This window comes from Ruegeria sp. AH12 (assembly GCF_056541465.1).
The window spans coordinates 38,800-53,494 of the sequence record NZ_JBQFYL010000008.1 but is presented as its reverse complement, the minus strand read 5'-3'; the positions used below and the strand labels follow the sequence as shown (position 1 = coordinate 53,494).

Genomic DNA, 14,695 nt, shown 5'->3' with positions numbered 1-14,695 from the left:
ACGCCAGATTGCAGGAAAAGGCCGGTCTTTGGATCGGCCTTTTTTGTATTGGCAGCTTTGTTTCAAGTGAGCCTTCAGTAGTCACGCTCGAAGAACAGACCAATCCCGGTTTCACCACGCCCGTCTACAGTCCCTCGGACGGTGAAGTTGTCGTTGATGTCCAAGTTCAGGTTCACCTCGGTATCGCCTTCGGTGTTGACGGTGAAATCGGTGTACAGATTGTCCCCCAAATAAGCACCGGCGCCCAGACGGCCTGCGCCGCCTTCGGTCGCTCCGATGTCGACTGAATCCACACCGGTAGATTCACGCAACCCTTTGGTGGCATCGCCCCCGGCACCGCTCAGTTGTGCCAGTGACGCCGCCATCTGCGCGATGACAAAGGGGGACAGTTCCGAAAAGCGATTTCCAAACAGAAGCATGGCCAGGGCTTCTTCGGCCGGGCGCTCGGGGTCGGAAAAGACATCAACCTCTGGCGCATCCAGCGGACCTGCGATCTCGATCGTTGCGGTTCCGTCGGGTGTGCTGGCTGATGAGGCGAACTCGACATACGGGGTCAAATCGCCCTGTAGCGTTACGATCCCTTTGGTCAGCGCAAGGCGGCGCCCCAATATGTCGAAATTCCCTCGGATCAGTTCGATTTGACCCGATGGCACTACAGATCGCGTGGTGCCGCCAATAGCGATGCGCCCGCCCAGTTCAGCATTAACGCCGCGCCCGCGCACGAACACGGCTTTGGGTGCAGATAATATGATGTCCAGCGCGATTCTGGAGGCGCTTTGGCCAGATTGGTCTTTTGTGACCAGCTGCGCGCGCTCTCGGGTGATGTATTGCGCACGGCTTTCTCCGATATGCGTGATCTCGGGGATCGGTGCAGCACCTACCGCGCCAGAGGCTGCCGCAAGGTTGATATTGGTTTCCTCAAAGGTGATCTGCCCTGCCAGGCTGCTGTTCCCGGCCAGGGCCCCGGTCATCGCGATCTGGCCGTTTAGCTTGGTCTCGTACAGCAATTGATCCGTTAAAACGAGGTTGTCCAGCCGCGTAGTGATCTGCGCATTGAAGGGTGGTTTCAGATCGACCGGTCCCGTGACGGAGAATCGACCACCGGCACGCATGCCACCGTTTAGCGAGATCGTGGCGCGGCTTTGCGCCAGATCGACCGATCCGCTGATCCCAGTCACGGTTTGACCCGCGGTGGGAATGGCGAAGGATGTCCCGGATGTGGTGATCGACCCCCGCAGCGACTCCAGCGCTGGCTCTCCTTGCAACGCAAGGTCGAACCGGGCCGAACCATCGATTTTGTTGGGTGTGAGGAAGACGTTGGCGATCCCCAGGTTGAGCCCGCCCTGAGCCCTCAGATCCGCAGTGCCGGTGGTCTCGTCAAACGTCCCAGCCACGGTGCTGTTGATCCCCGCAGGTCCTTCGGCTTTGGCATCGATGGTCCAAACGCCCTTGGCTCGTTTTGCATTTCCGGTCGCGGCTACTGTCCCGGGGAAATCGGGGGCAAAGCGTTCGATCCGATTGAACTTGGCGTCAAAATCCAGATCGGCTGCGCCGTCTGTGTCAACCGTGCCTGTCAGACTTGCATACGAGCTGTCGGGTCCTTGTAGGTTGAGCTTTCCCTCCAACCCCGAACCGGTAGGGGCAACATTACCATCCAGGCTCAGTGGGCCGGATAGTGTGTTTGAAAGCCGTCCGAGATTGTCCAGCGCAGCGGTGAAGTCTAGCCCACCCGCCTCGCGGCTCAGTTGGCCCGATGCAGTCGCAGATAGGGCCGTGCCCTGCAGGCGTAAGGTGCGAATGTTCAATCCTTCATCACCGTTCAACGCGTCTACGTTCAGGGTAGTTCGGCCCTGAACCAGCCCATCCAACTGGTCGATTCCGGTGCGGATATCGTCCGCTGCAATTGTGCCCTTAACGTCGAAAGCCTTGCTGCCGACAGCCCCATTTCCTTCAACATTTGCATCAACGGAACCGCCCAATTCTCGCTTGGCCAGCCCTGAGAAGAGGGACAGGTCCGGGATGTTCAGGCTGGCCTCTCCGTCGACCGCAACCTCTCCGGTCGGATCGTCGATTGTGGCAGCGACTTGACCAGAGACAGCTTGGCCATTCACCGTAGCCTGCCGGATCGTGATCTGATCTTGCGACAGCGACCCGTCAAACACGACCGAGGTTTCACCGCTCAGCAGCGGATCAATCTCGTCCATTCCGGTTTTGATGTCTCGACCTGTGACGCTTGCGGTGCCATCGAATTCAAGGGTCTGTACCGTTCCCTTGCCATCCAAACTGGCCTGTAGCGACCCACCCAGGTCCCGCTGCGCCAGCCCTGAAAAAACGGATAGATCACGGGCGGATAGTTTGACCTGGCCATCGATGGACAGGTTGCCATCAGGTGTTGTGACGGTCCCGTTGGCCTGTACCCGTGCAGCATCCGCGATCAGGGTGAAATCGCGCAGCGTGATGCCATCTGTTCCGCGCTTGGCGTCCACGGTTATCGTTGTTTCGCCCTGAATAACCGGGTCTATGTCATCACGCCCGGTGGATAGATCATTGCCTTGAAGGTCCAACTTGCCGTCAAAGCTCCCCTCCAACGGGGACCCGCTGCCTGTCAGCCGCGCCGACAGCTGACCCCCAAGGTCCAGTTTGGCAAGGTCGGAAAATCGGGACAGATCGGTTGCATCCAGCGTGGCTGAGCCGTCAATGTTCAAACCGCTGGTCAAGCCGCTGATCAATGCGTCAACACCCAGTGTGTAGTCGGTCCCGACCAGTTCAAACCCCGAAAGGTTCAAGTTTTCATCGGTGCTGTAGTCGAACAGCCCGTCCAGCGTGACCCGATCCCCCAATGCCCTGTTCAGCGCGGGGTCTTCCAGATCAATGCCGTCAAGTGCGGCCTGAACATCACCTTCAACCTTGGTCACATTCCCCTGTTCCAACGAGCCTTGCGCGGTAATCTGCGCGCGCTCCAGGGCAATTTGGGGGGATTTGAACGCATCCGCCGTTAAGCTCAGATCCCAAAGGTTGCCATTTGCCTGATCAAACAGCGCTGAAATCTGGGCCGCTTCGATTGATGTTTCTCCGCCTGAGGCCGGTAAGACAACGGTTTCGCCATTTGGCGGTGTAATCCGTCCTTGCAGCGCGGCAAGCTGCAGCGTTCCACCGGTTGCCAGTTCGAGCTTGCCCTCCAGTTTCAGCGCTTGTGAGGTGAAGGCCAGATCGTTGACGATCAACGCGCCTTCGGGCTGCGTTTGGCCATCGACCAGCAAGCGTGTGTTCTGACCAAAGAAAACATCCATGTCATCGGCCACAAACGGGGTCATGTCGCCACTGATATCTGCAGTAAAGGCAATACCGTCCGCGGCGGTATCATCCACATCAGGGGCGGCGCGCAGCCTGACCTGTCCGCCAACACGTTGCTGGCCGTCGCTGCTCAGGCCGATATCGGCGGTGAAATCCGTAAGTGGGCCCGAGCCCTTGGCGCTCAAGCGGATAGGTGGGCTATCGGGAATCCGCAACGCGGTGGAGATCAGACCGCCCGAGGCTTCGGTCACGTTCAAATCCAGATCGATCTGGCTATTTGAATTCTGGAATCCGGCTGAAAGCGTGATCTCATCCCCTGCGCGATCTAGCCGCGTGATGTCCAGCTCGGTATCCAGCGTCCCATCTGCCAAAGACAGGTTCCCGGTCACTTTCAGCTCTGCTGCGACCCCGATCAGCGGTTGTCCCAATGCCAATTCGTCAACACGGATTTCACCGATTTCAATCGAAACGGGCAGCTCCGGCAATTGAAAAGGTTGTGTTTCAGCCGAAGGCGGTGGGTCTTCGGTTGTTGTTGTGCCAGGCGCACGCGCAACATCGATCTCCTGCGCGGTCAGGGCATTGACTGAAAACCGTCCTCGGATCAGGGCGAGGCGATTCCAGTCCAGCTCTGCCCCTTTGATGGTTAGCCACACTCCTTCATCATCGGCGACCGAGATTTCCTGAATCGTCGCACGCGAGCTCAGCGCGCCCTCTAGGCCTTTGACAGTGACGTTCTGGTTGTCTCCGGACAAAGTGTCCTGAAGAAACCGTTCGATCATACTGCCTCCGTCGTCTTCCTGCGCGCCTGTGGTCATCGGAACGGCGATCAGGGTACCAACTAGAAGTGGATATGAGAGACGTCGCATCAAAAGGCCTGTCCGATCCCGATATAGAATTGCAGGCCATCGCCGGTGTCGCCTTGTACCGGCACCGCCAGATCAACGCGCAGCGGGCCGAACCCACCCAGATCGTACCGAACACCAAGCCCAGCACCGGCATGGTCTTCGGCGCCTGAGCCCACGAAGGATGATGTATCGACGATACCGTAATCGTAAAACCCGACCAGAGAGATGGCGTCAGTGATCTTACCTCGTACCTCTCCGGAAAAACCCAGGAAGGATTTGCCACCTGCGACACCGGTACCAACCGGAATCCCAAGACTTTCATAAGGTTGGCCGCGCACAGTGCCAGCACCGCCCGAGAAGAACAGGAAGTCTGGCGTTACCCCATCGGCAGGTGGCCCGATGACCGAGCCCAGTTGAATCCGGCCTGCCAGCACCAGCCTGCCCCCAGTTCCAAGGCTTGCGTAAGCACGGCTGTCAAAGAATAGCCGCAGCCCGGTATCGGTGCCGGACAGACCGATGAACGGCATAGCCTGTGCGTCGAGATAGAAGCCTTTCGTTGCGCTGACCTTACTGTCGCGCTGGTCCCATTCTGACCGGAGGGGCAGAATGAAATAGCGAAATTTGCGCCCGTCGCCATAGGCGTCATCCGCGTCAGACCATTGAAAGCCCGCCGAGGCTTCTGCGTAGAGCTGATCCGAGAACGTGCGCCGGGCACCATAAGCCAGTGACGCGACTGAGACGTTGTAATTGTCGGTGTTGCGACGTTCCAAGAGCGCACTCCAGAACGTATTGTCATCGGGGCCAAGCCGGTCGGGTTGATCCAGCCTCAGGCCGATCCGGCCATCCAGATCTTCCGACCCGCCGATGTTTCTTAGGGTGGCTTCGAACCGCAGCCGTTCAGCGCGGCGAAAGACGTTACGATGTGTCCAGGTTGCACTCAGGTCGATCCCGTCTCGCGATGCCAGCTCAAAACCCAGGGTCAGGCGGCGTTTGGGCAGGTCTTCAAAGGTGGCATCAAAATCAAGCGTTCCGTCCGGGTTTGGGGTTTCACGTTCTTGCAGTGAGACCGTGCTGAAAGTACCTGTGCGGCGCAAGCGTGTTCCAACCTTCTGCACCTGTGCAGGCGAATAGACCTGACCCGTGGGAAACCCGGCGATCTTTTCGATCGACCGATGGCGTACGTCTGTATCGCCCTTGATAAACATCTTGCCAAAGGTCAGCCGCCGCCCCGGATCAAGGTCGATTTCGGCGTCCAGCTGCGCCTGCGCATGGCGTGCTATGACGCGCTGATCTGCGACATCGGCCTTTGCATGGCCTGCATCTTTCCAGGCGCGCACGCCGGCAGAGGCGGCTTGCTGAATAGCGCCCGTTGTTGCCAGTTTGCCGGTGGCAAAGCCTTCGGGCAGTTCGGTATCCGGCGCCTGCGGCTGCACGATTGCGGTGCCGAAGGTAAAGGTTGGTCCAGGCTCAATCGTAATCACCGCGCGCTTGATCTGGGTTGGTACGGTGAGCGAGCTCATCTCTGCCGCTTCCTGCCCATCCAGCTTGATGCTGACGACAGGGCTGAAATACCCCTCATCATATAGAATTTGAACCAGTGTTCGATAATCAGAAAGCGCGGCAGATAGAATTTCAAGCGGTGTGTCCAGACCCCGTTCTTCAGCCGTGGTGATTGAGGAGGTTTCCTTTAGCCGTTCGACCACCTCTTTTGGGGCGCCGGGCGCGGTCAGCGTGGTCTCCAATGCTTCGGCAATCGCGGGCGCAAAGACCATCAGCGCAGCAAATAGCCAGCATGTAAGACCGCGCTGCGGCTTGTATCCCTGCATCAGATGGCTCCAACTGCCCCCAAACTCGAAATCACTTATGCCGCCTAAATGACGCGGCTGACTAAGGTTAAGTTAGATCATTTGGAGCGCCCCGGGGGAAGGGGGAAACATTCGCCAGCGCGAACTCACGCGCGCGTCAAAGCCCGGCGTTGCGGACCCAACGGATGATCGCGTCGCGATCTTCGGGCTCCATGTAGGTGATATTGGCCGGGGGCATCGCGTGGGTGATACCGGCTTGTAGGTAGATCTGTTTCGCATTCCGCGCGACATCAGCCTCGGTTTCAAGCAACACGCCTTTGGGGGCCCAAAGGATACCCTCCCAGACCGGTTCGCGGGCATGGCACATGGAGCAGCGACCCAGAACGATATCATGCGCTTCGGCAAACCCGTCTGCGGCGGCAAAGCGCTGTTCATACGGTGTCAGTGGCTGGGCTTCGGCCTCTTCCAGGGGCTTGTACATTGGCGCTGTCGACAGCCACATGATGGCGATGAACAACAGGGCCGTGGCCAACCAGGTCCAGGTGGGGTTTCCAGCGCGTGCATGGAGGGTGTTAAAGTAGTGCCGGATCGTTACGCCCATCAGGAACACCAATGCCGCAATGATCCAGTTGTATTCGGTGGCGAAGGCCAGCGGATAGTGGTTCGACAGCATCAGAAACAGAACCGGCAAGGTCAGATAGTTGTTATGCGTCGAGCGCAACTTGGCGATCTTGCCGTATTTCGGGTCCGGTCTACGCCCGTTCTTCAAGTCATCCACAACGATGCGCTGGTTCGGCATGATGACGAAGAACACATTCGCCGTCATGATCGTGGCGGTGAAAGCGCCCAGATGCAGCATCATCGCGCGACCGGTGAAAACCTGGTTGTACCCCCATCCCATGACCACCAGCAGCACGAACAGCAGGACCATCAGCAGGGTCGGGCGTTCACCCAGCCCGGATTTGCACAGGAAATCATAGACTAGCCATCCGACAGTCAGCGAAGCCGCAGAGATCAGAATGCCCTGCCACAGCGCCAGATCAGCCTTTTCCGCGTCGATCAGATAAAGCTCTCCGCCGACCCAGTAGACGATCATCAACAGCGCCGCGCCGCTCAGCCAGGTCGAGTAGCTCTCCCACTTGAACCAGGTCAGGTGGTCGGGCATCCGCTCGGGCGCGACCAGATATTTCTGGATGTGATAGAAGCCGCCGCCATGCACCTGCCATTCCTCGCCATCCGCCGGGCCTGGGATGTTGCGGTTTAAGCCCAGATCCAGCGCGATGAAGTAAAAGGATGATCCGATCCAGGCCATGGCCGTGATCACATGCAGCCAGCGCACGGCAAAGGCCATCCAGTCCCAGAACACGGCGAAGTCGTACATTTTTAGAGGTCTCCGATAAGGTGCCGCCACACTAGGCAAAGGGAGTTTTCTTCGGTATTCCCGTATATTGTCAAACTGTATCAAAAAAAACGATAAGATGTCCTATCTCGACAATATCCGTACCTTTGTTCGTGTCTATGATTTGGGCAGTATGTCCGCCGCCGGGCGCGATTTGCGCATTTCACCCGCGGTGACCTCGGCGCGAATCTCGCAGCTTGAGGATCATCTGGGCGTGCGCTTGTTTCAGCGCACAACGCGGAACCTGTCTCCGACCGAGCAAGGCAAGGCGTTCTACCCCGGTGCGGTGGCGGTGCTGGATGCGGTGGATGAGGCCGAGGCGCAGGTGACGCATCTGACCGAAGCGCCGCGCGGCTCCTTGTTTGTAGCGGCTCCGCTGGGGGTAGGGCGGCGGTTGCTGGCCCCGCATGTGCCTGATTTTCTCGCCGACTATCCCGAAATTGATGTTCGATTGCGCCTGACGGATAGGTCTGTTGATCTGACGACCGAAGGGCTGGATCTGGCCTTCTTCATCGGGCAACCAGAAGACAGCACCCTGCGTATTCGCAAGATCGCAGATTGTCAGCGGGTGTTGTGCGCAGCACCTGATTACGTGGAGCGACAGGGTATGCCACGATCCGGCGAGGACCTGATCAAAGGCCAACACGAATGCTTGAATCTTCGCTTTCCCGGTGCAACCGAGTTTCAGTGGATGTTGCAAACCCTTGACGGCCCGAAACGGTTTGCCGTGTCGGGTCGCTTTGAATGTGATGATGGGGACGTGCTGACCGATTGGGCTTTGTCAGGCCAAGGCATTGCGATGAAGCCTGTTTTTGAAGTGGCAGAGCACTTGGCTGCCGGGCGCCTCGTTACGGTAGCACAAGACACGCCTCCGGTTCCGGTTCAGATGGCGTGCCTTTACACCCATCGACGCCATCAGGACCCCAAGGCCCGATTGTTCATGGATTTCATGATCGAGCGGATCAGTGGCTTTGTGCGGAGCGCCGAAACCTGACAGATCAACTGCCGCGATAGGTCGAATAGCCGTAAGGCGACAAAAGCAGCGGCACGTGATAATGCGCCTCGGCATCTGAAATGCCAAACCGGATTGGGATCTGATCAAGGAACATGGGATCTTCCGTGGTGTGACCCTTTAGGAGAAAGTAGTCCTCTACATCGAAGATCAATTCAAAAACGCCAGTTCGGAATGCGTGCTGCGGCAGTATCGGGCTGTTGGTGCGACCGTCGGAGTTCGTTTCCATTGCAGCGAGTTCGCGGCGCTCATTACCGGATAGCTCAAATAGTTTGATCTTTAGCCCTTCGGCAGGGCAACCGAGCGCTGTGTCCAGAACGTGAGTTGTCAGATAACCAGCCACAAGTCTCTCCTTTGATGTGTCATTTGGTTTGTCACACTCTGAAACAAACATCAAAACAGGGGAAATGCCGAAAGAAGCCGAAACAGCGTTCGGTTTGATTTGATAATCATCGCTGGATTTCTAGGATATGCCTGTCGAAACAGTTCAAAATTCGGAAGTCCCTATGCAGCCACCGCGTTACCCACGGAATATGATCGGATACGGTGCCACCCCTCCGGATGCTAAATGGCCGGGGGGGGCGAAAATCGCGGTTCAGATTGTGCTGAATTACGAAGAAGGTGGCGAGAACTGTATTCTGCATGGCGACGACGCGTCCGAGGCGTTTTTGTCCGAAATCGTCGGGGCCGCGCAATGGCCGGGTCAGCGCCATCGGAACATGGAATCGATCTACGAATATGGCGCGCGCGCTGGGTTCTGGCGGTTGCACCGGCTGATGAAGGACCTGCCGATCACGGTGTATGGTGTAGCCACCGCCTTGGCACGATCCCCGGATCAGGTTGCGGCCATGAAGGACGCCGGTTGGGAGATTGCCAGCCATGGTCTGAAATGGGTCGAACACAAGGACATGCCCGAGGCGCAGGAACGCGCCCAGATTGCCGAGGCAATCCGGCTTCACACCGAGGTCGTCGGCGAGCGCCCGCGCGGCTGGTACACCGGGCGCTGTTCTGTGAACACGGTGCGTCTGGTCAGCGAAGAAGGTGGGTTCGCCTATGTCGCCGACACCTATGACGACGATCTGCCCTATTGGACACAGATCGTCGGTCGGGATCAGCTGATCGTGCCCTACACGCTGGATTGCAACGATATGCGCTTTGCCACGCCGCAAGGGTTCAATGCGGGCGATCAGTTCTATGCGTACTTGAAGGACAGTTTCGATGCGCTCTATGCCGAAGGTGAGGCCGGCGTCCCCAAGATGCTATCGATTGGCCTGCATTGCCGTCTGATCGGGCGACCGGGGCGCGTCATGGCGCTGAAACGGTTCCTGGACTATGCGCGCAGCTTCTCGGATGTATGGTTTGCCACACGGTTGCAGATTGCTGAACACTGGGCGCAGAACCACCCGCCGCAATCCAATCCAAAGCCATCGCAGATGGAGCGGGACGCATTTGTCGAAGCCTACGGGGGTATTTTCGAACACTCGGCCTGGATCGCAGATAGGGCCTATGATCTGGAGCTTGGGCCCGCGCATGACACCGCAGGCGGGTTGCACAACGCCTTGGCGCGGATGTTCAGGTCGGCCTCTGATGCCGAACGATTGGGTGTTTTGACTGCGCATCCCGATCTGGCGGGCAAGCTGGCGCAGGCCAAGCGGCTGACCGTTGAAAGCACGTCCGAGCAAGCCTCAGCCGGGTTGGATGCGCTGACAGATGAGGAGCGCGCAGCCTTCACCGATCTGAACACACGGTACATTGAGAAATTCGGTTTTCCCTTTATCATCGCCGTCCGGGGTCACGACAAGGCCTCAATCCTGGCCGCTTTTCAACGGCGTATCGAACAGGAGCGGGACACGGAGTTTGCTGAAGCCTGCCGCCAGGTGGAACGTATCGCCGAGTTTCGGCTGCGGGACATATTGCCCTCATGAGCCGCCAGATCGTCGCCACGCCGCTAACCGCCGCGGCTTTCGCGTCATTTGGGGATGTGATTGAGCTGTCCGGCGATCCGGACAAGATCATCAATCAAGGGCAATGCGGACGCTATCATGACCGCGCGTTGCTGGAGTTCACTGACGGGCGCGCCGGGATCAGCTTGTTCAACGCCAATCCGCGCGCGCTGCCCTACGTGCTGGATATGGTCGAGCGTCATCCCGAGGGCAGCCAGGCGTTCATCCCGATGACCCATCAACCCTTTCTGGTGATCGTCGCACCCGATCACGATGGTGTGCCCGGTGATCCGCAGGCTTTCCTGACAAAGCCAGGGCAGGCGGTGAACTACCATCGGGGCACCTGGCACGGCGTGCTGACCCCGCTACATGCCCCCGGTTTGTTTGCTGTGGTCGACCGTATCGGTGAGGGCGCAAATCTTGAGGAGCATTGGTTCGACACGCCATATGAGGTGGTCGCAGGCTGATCTCGGCGCGCTCCCGCCCGGTCAGGACGCATCAAAGATGCACCATGACCCGTTGGGTCGGGCAGCGCGCGGGCAGGCCCGCCCGCTGCGGGTGGTTTGGATCAGTCCTTTGCCATCAATCGGGCGACGTCGAGCATGCGGGCGGAGAAACCCCATTCGTTGTCATACCAGCCGAAAACGCGCACCTGATTTTCGCCCACCATTCGGGTTTCGGGGCCTGCAATGATCAGCGATTCAGGGCGGGTTCTCAGGTCGGAAGAAACCAGCGGCAGATCGGTCCAGCCAAGCACGGCCGAGGCGTCCACAGCTATGCGGAATTTTGCATCGAAGGCTTGCGCACTCATCCCGCGTTCCAGCGTCACAACAAGATCCACAGCTGAAACGCTGGCTGTCGGAACCCGCACCGCCGCGCCTGAAATGCGCCCGGCCAAATGCGGCAGAACAACATCGATCAGATGCGTCGCGCTGGAGGTCGTCGGTACCATCGACAGTGCCCCCGCCCGCGACCGCGCAAGGTCGCCGCGGGGTGCGTCGACCATCGGCTGGCTGTTTGTATAGCAATGGATGGTGGTCATGTGACCTGAGATGATACCGCCGATCTGGTCCAAAACCTGGACCAACGGCGCAAGGCCATTGGTGGTGCAGGACGCGTTCGAGACAACACTGGCATCGCCGAGTTGATCGTCATTCGCGCCCAGAACCACCGTCAACTCAGCGGCGGGCGAGGGGCCCGAGATCAGAACTTTGCGCGCCCCGGAAGCCAGACCCCGGCAGGCCACATCAGATGTGCGCGCGATCCCGGTGCAATCGAGCAGAACATCAACGCCGGTCAGATCGACGTTCGTCAAATCGGAGCTGTGCGTCATAGGCACTTTGCGTCCTTCGATGACAAGAGCATTGTCGTGCGCGGCGACGTCCCCCGCATAGGGGCCAAAGGTGCTGTCGTATTTGAACAGATAGGCGCAGGTATCGAGCGGCGCGATGTCGTTGATCAGCACCAGCTCGATATCTGATCCTTGCGGCTGGGCCAGAACCTGCCGCAGGATTGTGCGGCCGATGCGGCCGAATCCATTGATCGCGAGTTTCATGCGCAAGCTATGGCAGGCAGATCAGGCGATCTCAATGAAAGTATTGTACCAATTTCAACCGCAACTGACCTGCGAGAAAAACTGCCCCGAGATGTTCTGATACATGCTGGTCACGATCGGCTTGCAGCCCGTTGCTTGCTGGATTGCTGCAATGGCTTGCAGGGTACGCAGGCGCGGTGGCGGACCAAAGGGGTTGAGGTTGTTATTGTCGCGCGTGGCACGGTAGATGACGGGCTCATCCGATACTTTGGTCACGGCCCAGGTGCGGCTCATGACAAAGACCGATTTGGTTTCATCTTTTGCTGCGACCGGTGTGGAAACCGAGGCGGCCACCAATGCGATTGCGGCCAGTGCCATCAGGGGGGTACGCAGGTTCATCGGCCAGTCTCCAGTACTCAAACAGTGGAATATGCCGGGATTTCAGCAAATTCCGGGGCGAGTGTGAACCCCTGCCGGGATAAAATGCGATGAAACCCGCATTAGCGCGACACCGAGAGCGGCATATGCCGGTTTACGTCTTTGTACAGCAGATAGCGGAATCGCCCCGGCCCACCCGCGTAACAGGCCTGAGGGCAGAAGGCGCGCAGCCACATGTAGTCGCCCGCCTCGACCTCGACCCAATCCTGATTGAGGCGGTAGACCGCTTTGCCCTCGAGCACGTAAAGCCCATGTTCCATCACATGGGTTTCGGCAAAAGGGATCACGCCGCCGGGCTCGAAATTGACGATGTTGACATGCATGTCGTGGCGCAGGTCTTGCGGGTCGGCAAAGCGGGTTGTGGACCAGCGGCCTTCGGTTCCGGGCATCTCTACCGGCGCTACGTCACGTTCATTTGTGATGATTGGGTCGGGTGCGGGCAATCCAGGTACGGCGTCATAGGCTTTGCGGACCCAGTGAAAGCGCGCCACGGCGTCCGACCGGTTGTGCAATGTCCAATCCGACCCTGGCGGGATATAGGCATATCCACCTGTTCCCAAATCATATTCCTGATCATTCAGTGTGAGACGTACGTTGCCTTCGACGACAAACAGAACCGCCTGAGCCCGAGCATCGGTTTCCGGCTGGTCGCTGCCGCCACCCGGCTGAACCTCCATGATGTATTGCGAGAATGTCTCGGCAAACCCGCTGAGCGGACGCGACAGAACCCACAGGCGCGTACCTTCCCAGAACGGCAGATAGCTGGTGACGATGTCGCGCATCGTTCCCTTGGGGATCACCGCATACGCTTCTGTGAACATGGCACGGTCGGTCAGCAACTGATCCTGGCCGGGATGTCCGCCAGTCGGCGCAAAATAGGTCGGTTGGGTCATGGAATGCCTCGGGCTGTCTTTTTGGTACTATGAGGGGAAGGTGAAGCGGCCTCTAGCGCCGGGCTGACGATAGGTTTGTTCGGGATAATTTGAAGGTCCGGCCAAGCGGGGGTTGGCCCCGTTTCAGCGCAGGTATATCCTTGAGCGGCATTTATCTCAGTTCAGCGAGGCAATCATGAAAGCCCGGATCATATTCGTTTTCGCAATTCTCAGCACGATGGGGTTCGGCATGACCGCATCGGCGAAACCGCTGTCCCGAATCATTGCCGAGATGGGGCTGTCGCCGTCGGACTTCGAGGTGGCGAGCAAAACCTCGCGCGCCTTGCTGACTGATGGCACCCCCAGTGTCGGCAAAGAGATGGGTTGGGCGAATGGCCAAACCGGATCACAGGGAACAATCCGCATCACTGCTGTCGAAGGCAATTGTGTTCGCTTGGAACACGATATTCAGCCACAAGGAAAGGAAGCCTCGCGCGGGGTCAGAACGCGCCAGTGCAAAGATGCCGAGGGCAATTGGGTGATGGCACCCTGATCCCGCTAATAGCCGCGTGCCCGGTCGACCTCATTCAACAAGGGCGCGCCGGAGCTGAGCCTTTGGAAATTCTCGGCCACATCCGACAGCGCATCGCCCAGGTGCCAGCCCGATACATGCGGTGTGATCGTGACGCGTGGGTGGTGCCACAACGGGCTGCTGGTAGATAGGGGTTCTTGGCAGGTGACGTCCAGAACCGCATGGCCTGGATTGCCCCGATCCAGTGCGGTGATCAGCGCGTCTTCGTCGATCAGATCGCCCCGACCTGCGTTCAGCAACTGACTACCAGGCTTCATCGCAGCCAGCATTTGCGCATCGATCAGACCCACCGTTTGCGGTGTCGAGGGTAAGATGGCGCAGACGAAATCGCACCGACCCAGCAACTGGGGCAGGGCATTGTCACCATGCAGGCAGGTGACACCTTCGATCTGTTTGGGTGAGCGGCTCCAGCCCAAGACCTGAAACCCGACTGCGCGCAGCATCCGCGCGGTACGATCCCCGATATGGCCCAGACCCAGAACGCCTACAGTCGTATGGGGTGTAAAGGTCGGCTCTTTCGGCAGCCATTCGGCACGGGCCTGTGCGGCCTCGTGAAAGGCCATATGGCGCTGGGCGCGCAGGATGTAGGCAAGAAACCACTCGGCGATGCCCTGTGCCGGTGCATCGGGTTTCAGACGTGCGACCCGCATATGGCTGGGCAGGTTTGGATTGCCAACGATAGTTTCCACACCGGCCCCAAGCTTTTGTACCAGCTTCAGGTTCGGCAATAGGCGCAGGTGATCGTCTTTAAGGCCAACAACAGCGACCATCGTGATCTCATCAGCGTTGCCGATTGCGTCGGGCGTGCGAATATCGGCACCGGGTATCGCGGATCGAATCTCATGGGCGATATCGGCATCACTGATCCAGTTGGTCAGCCCGGTATCTATCAACAGCGCCATAGTGGTCCCTTCGTTTGAAAATGACTGGTGACGTTCCGTCACCCAACTGGACAGAGTCC

At 58.7% G+C, this 14,695-nt stretch carries 12 protein-coding genes; 4 read left to right on the top strand and 8 right to left on the bottom strand.

Features of this window, described 5'->3' with window-relative positions; genetic code table 11:
• Positions 1-74 precede the first annotated feature (74 nt).
• From ACR0EL_RS13295 to ACR0EL_RS13285, 3 genes are all read right to left on the bottom strand, one after another.
• Positions 75-4,160, bottom strand: coding sequence for a translocation/assembly module TamB domain-containing protein (locus ACR0EL_RS13295; RefSeq protein ID WP_480500388.1), 4,086 nt, complete (start codon positions 4,158-4,160; stop codon positions 75-77).
• On the bottom strand, positions 4,160-5,965 hold the full coding sequence (locus ACR0EL_RS13290) for an autotransporter assembly complex protein TamA (RefSeq protein ID WP_480500386.1): 1,806 nt from the start codon (positions 5,963-5,965) through the stop codon (positions 4,160-4,162). The genes ACR0EL_RS13295 and ACR0EL_RS13290 overlap by 1 nt, the downstream gene beginning before the upstream one ends.
• A gap of 136 nt (positions 5,966-6,101) precedes the next feature.
• A complete protein-coding gene (locus ACR0EL_RS13285; RefSeq protein ID WP_480500385.1) occupies positions 6,102-7,325 on the bottom strand; it encodes a urate hydroxylase PuuD in 1,224 nt (407 codons plus the stop codon).
• Between the two features lie 97 nt (positions 7,326-7,422).
• On the opposite strand from ACR0EL_RS13285, the gene ACR0EL_RS13280 reads away from it, so the two are divergent.
• Complete coding sequence (locus ACR0EL_RS13280; protein WP_480500384.1) at positions 7,423-8,337, top strand: LysR family transcriptional regulator; 915 nt, start codon at positions 7,423-7,425, stop codon at positions 8,335-8,337.
• A 4-nt stretch (positions 8,338-8,341) separates the two neighbouring features.
• Here ACR0EL_RS13280 and uraH read toward each other — a convergent pair whose 3' ends face one another.
• Positions 8,342-8,698 carry a hydroxyisourate hydrolase gene (gene uraH, locus ACR0EL_RS13275; RefSeq protein ID WP_480500383.1) on the bottom strand — a complete coding sequence of 119 codons (357 nt, stop codon included), beginning with the start codon at positions 8,696-8,698 and terminating at the stop codon, positions 8,342-8,344.
• Between the two features lie 163 nt (positions 8,699-8,861).
• Between uraH and puuE the strand changes: the two genes are divergently transcribed.
• Entirely contained in the window at positions 8,862-10,280 is a 1,419-nt protein-coding gene (gene puuE / locus ACR0EL_RS13270; protein ID WP_480500381.1) for an allantoinase PuuE, read from the top strand.
• Positions 10,277-10,765, top strand: a complete 489-nt coding sequence (locus ACR0EL_RS13265; RefSeq protein ID WP_480500379.1) for an ureidoglycolate lyase — start codon at positions 10,277-10,279, stop codon at positions 10,763-10,765. The genes puuE and ACR0EL_RS13265 overlap by 4 nt, the downstream gene beginning before the upstream one ends.
• A gap of 101 nt (positions 10,766-10,866) precedes the next feature.
• Here ACR0EL_RS13265 and ACR0EL_RS13260 read toward each other — a convergent pair whose 3' ends face one another.
• The 3 genes from ACR0EL_RS13260 to ACR0EL_RS13250 all read right to left on the bottom strand — a co-directional run bounded on the left by ACR0EL_RS13260 (position 10,867) and on the right by ACR0EL_RS13250 (position 13,163).
• On the bottom strand, positions 10,867-11,853 hold the full coding sequence (locus ACR0EL_RS13260; RefSeq protein ID WP_480500378.1) for a type I glyceraldehyde-3-phosphate dehydrogenase: 987 nt from the start codon (positions 11,851-11,853) through the stop codon (positions 10,867-10,869).
• A gap of 54 nt (positions 11,854-11,907) precedes the next feature.
• Positions 11,908-12,231, bottom strand: a complete 324-nt coding sequence (locus ACR0EL_RS13255; protein ID WP_480500377.1) for a hypothetical protein — start codon at positions 12,229-12,231, stop codon at positions 11,908-11,910.
• Between the two features lie 101 nt (positions 12,232-12,332).
• Positions 12,333-13,163, bottom strand: coding sequence for a bifunctional allantoicase/(S)-ureidoglycine aminohydrolase (locus ACR0EL_RS13250; RefSeq protein WP_480500375.1), 831 nt, complete (start codon positions 13,161-13,163; stop codon positions 12,333-12,335).
• Positions 13,164-13,338: 175 nt separating this feature from the next.
• Between ACR0EL_RS13250 and ACR0EL_RS13245 the strand changes: the two genes are divergently transcribed.
• Complete coding sequence (locus ACR0EL_RS13245; RefSeq protein ID WP_480500374.1) at positions 13,339-13,695, top strand: hypothetical protein; 357 nt, start codon at positions 13,339-13,341, stop codon at positions 13,693-13,695.
• A 5-nt stretch (positions 13,696-13,700) separates the two neighbouring features.
• Here the strand turns inward: ACR0EL_RS13245 and ACR0EL_RS13240 are convergent, their stop codons facing one another.
• Positions 13,701-14,636 carry a 2-hydroxyacid dehydrogenase gene (locus ACR0EL_RS13240; protein WP_480500373.1) on the bottom strand — a complete coding sequence of 312 codons (936 nt, stop codon included), beginning with the start codon at positions 14,634-14,636 and terminating at the stop codon, positions 13,701-13,703.
• Positions 14,637-14,695 lie beyond the last annotated feature (59 nt).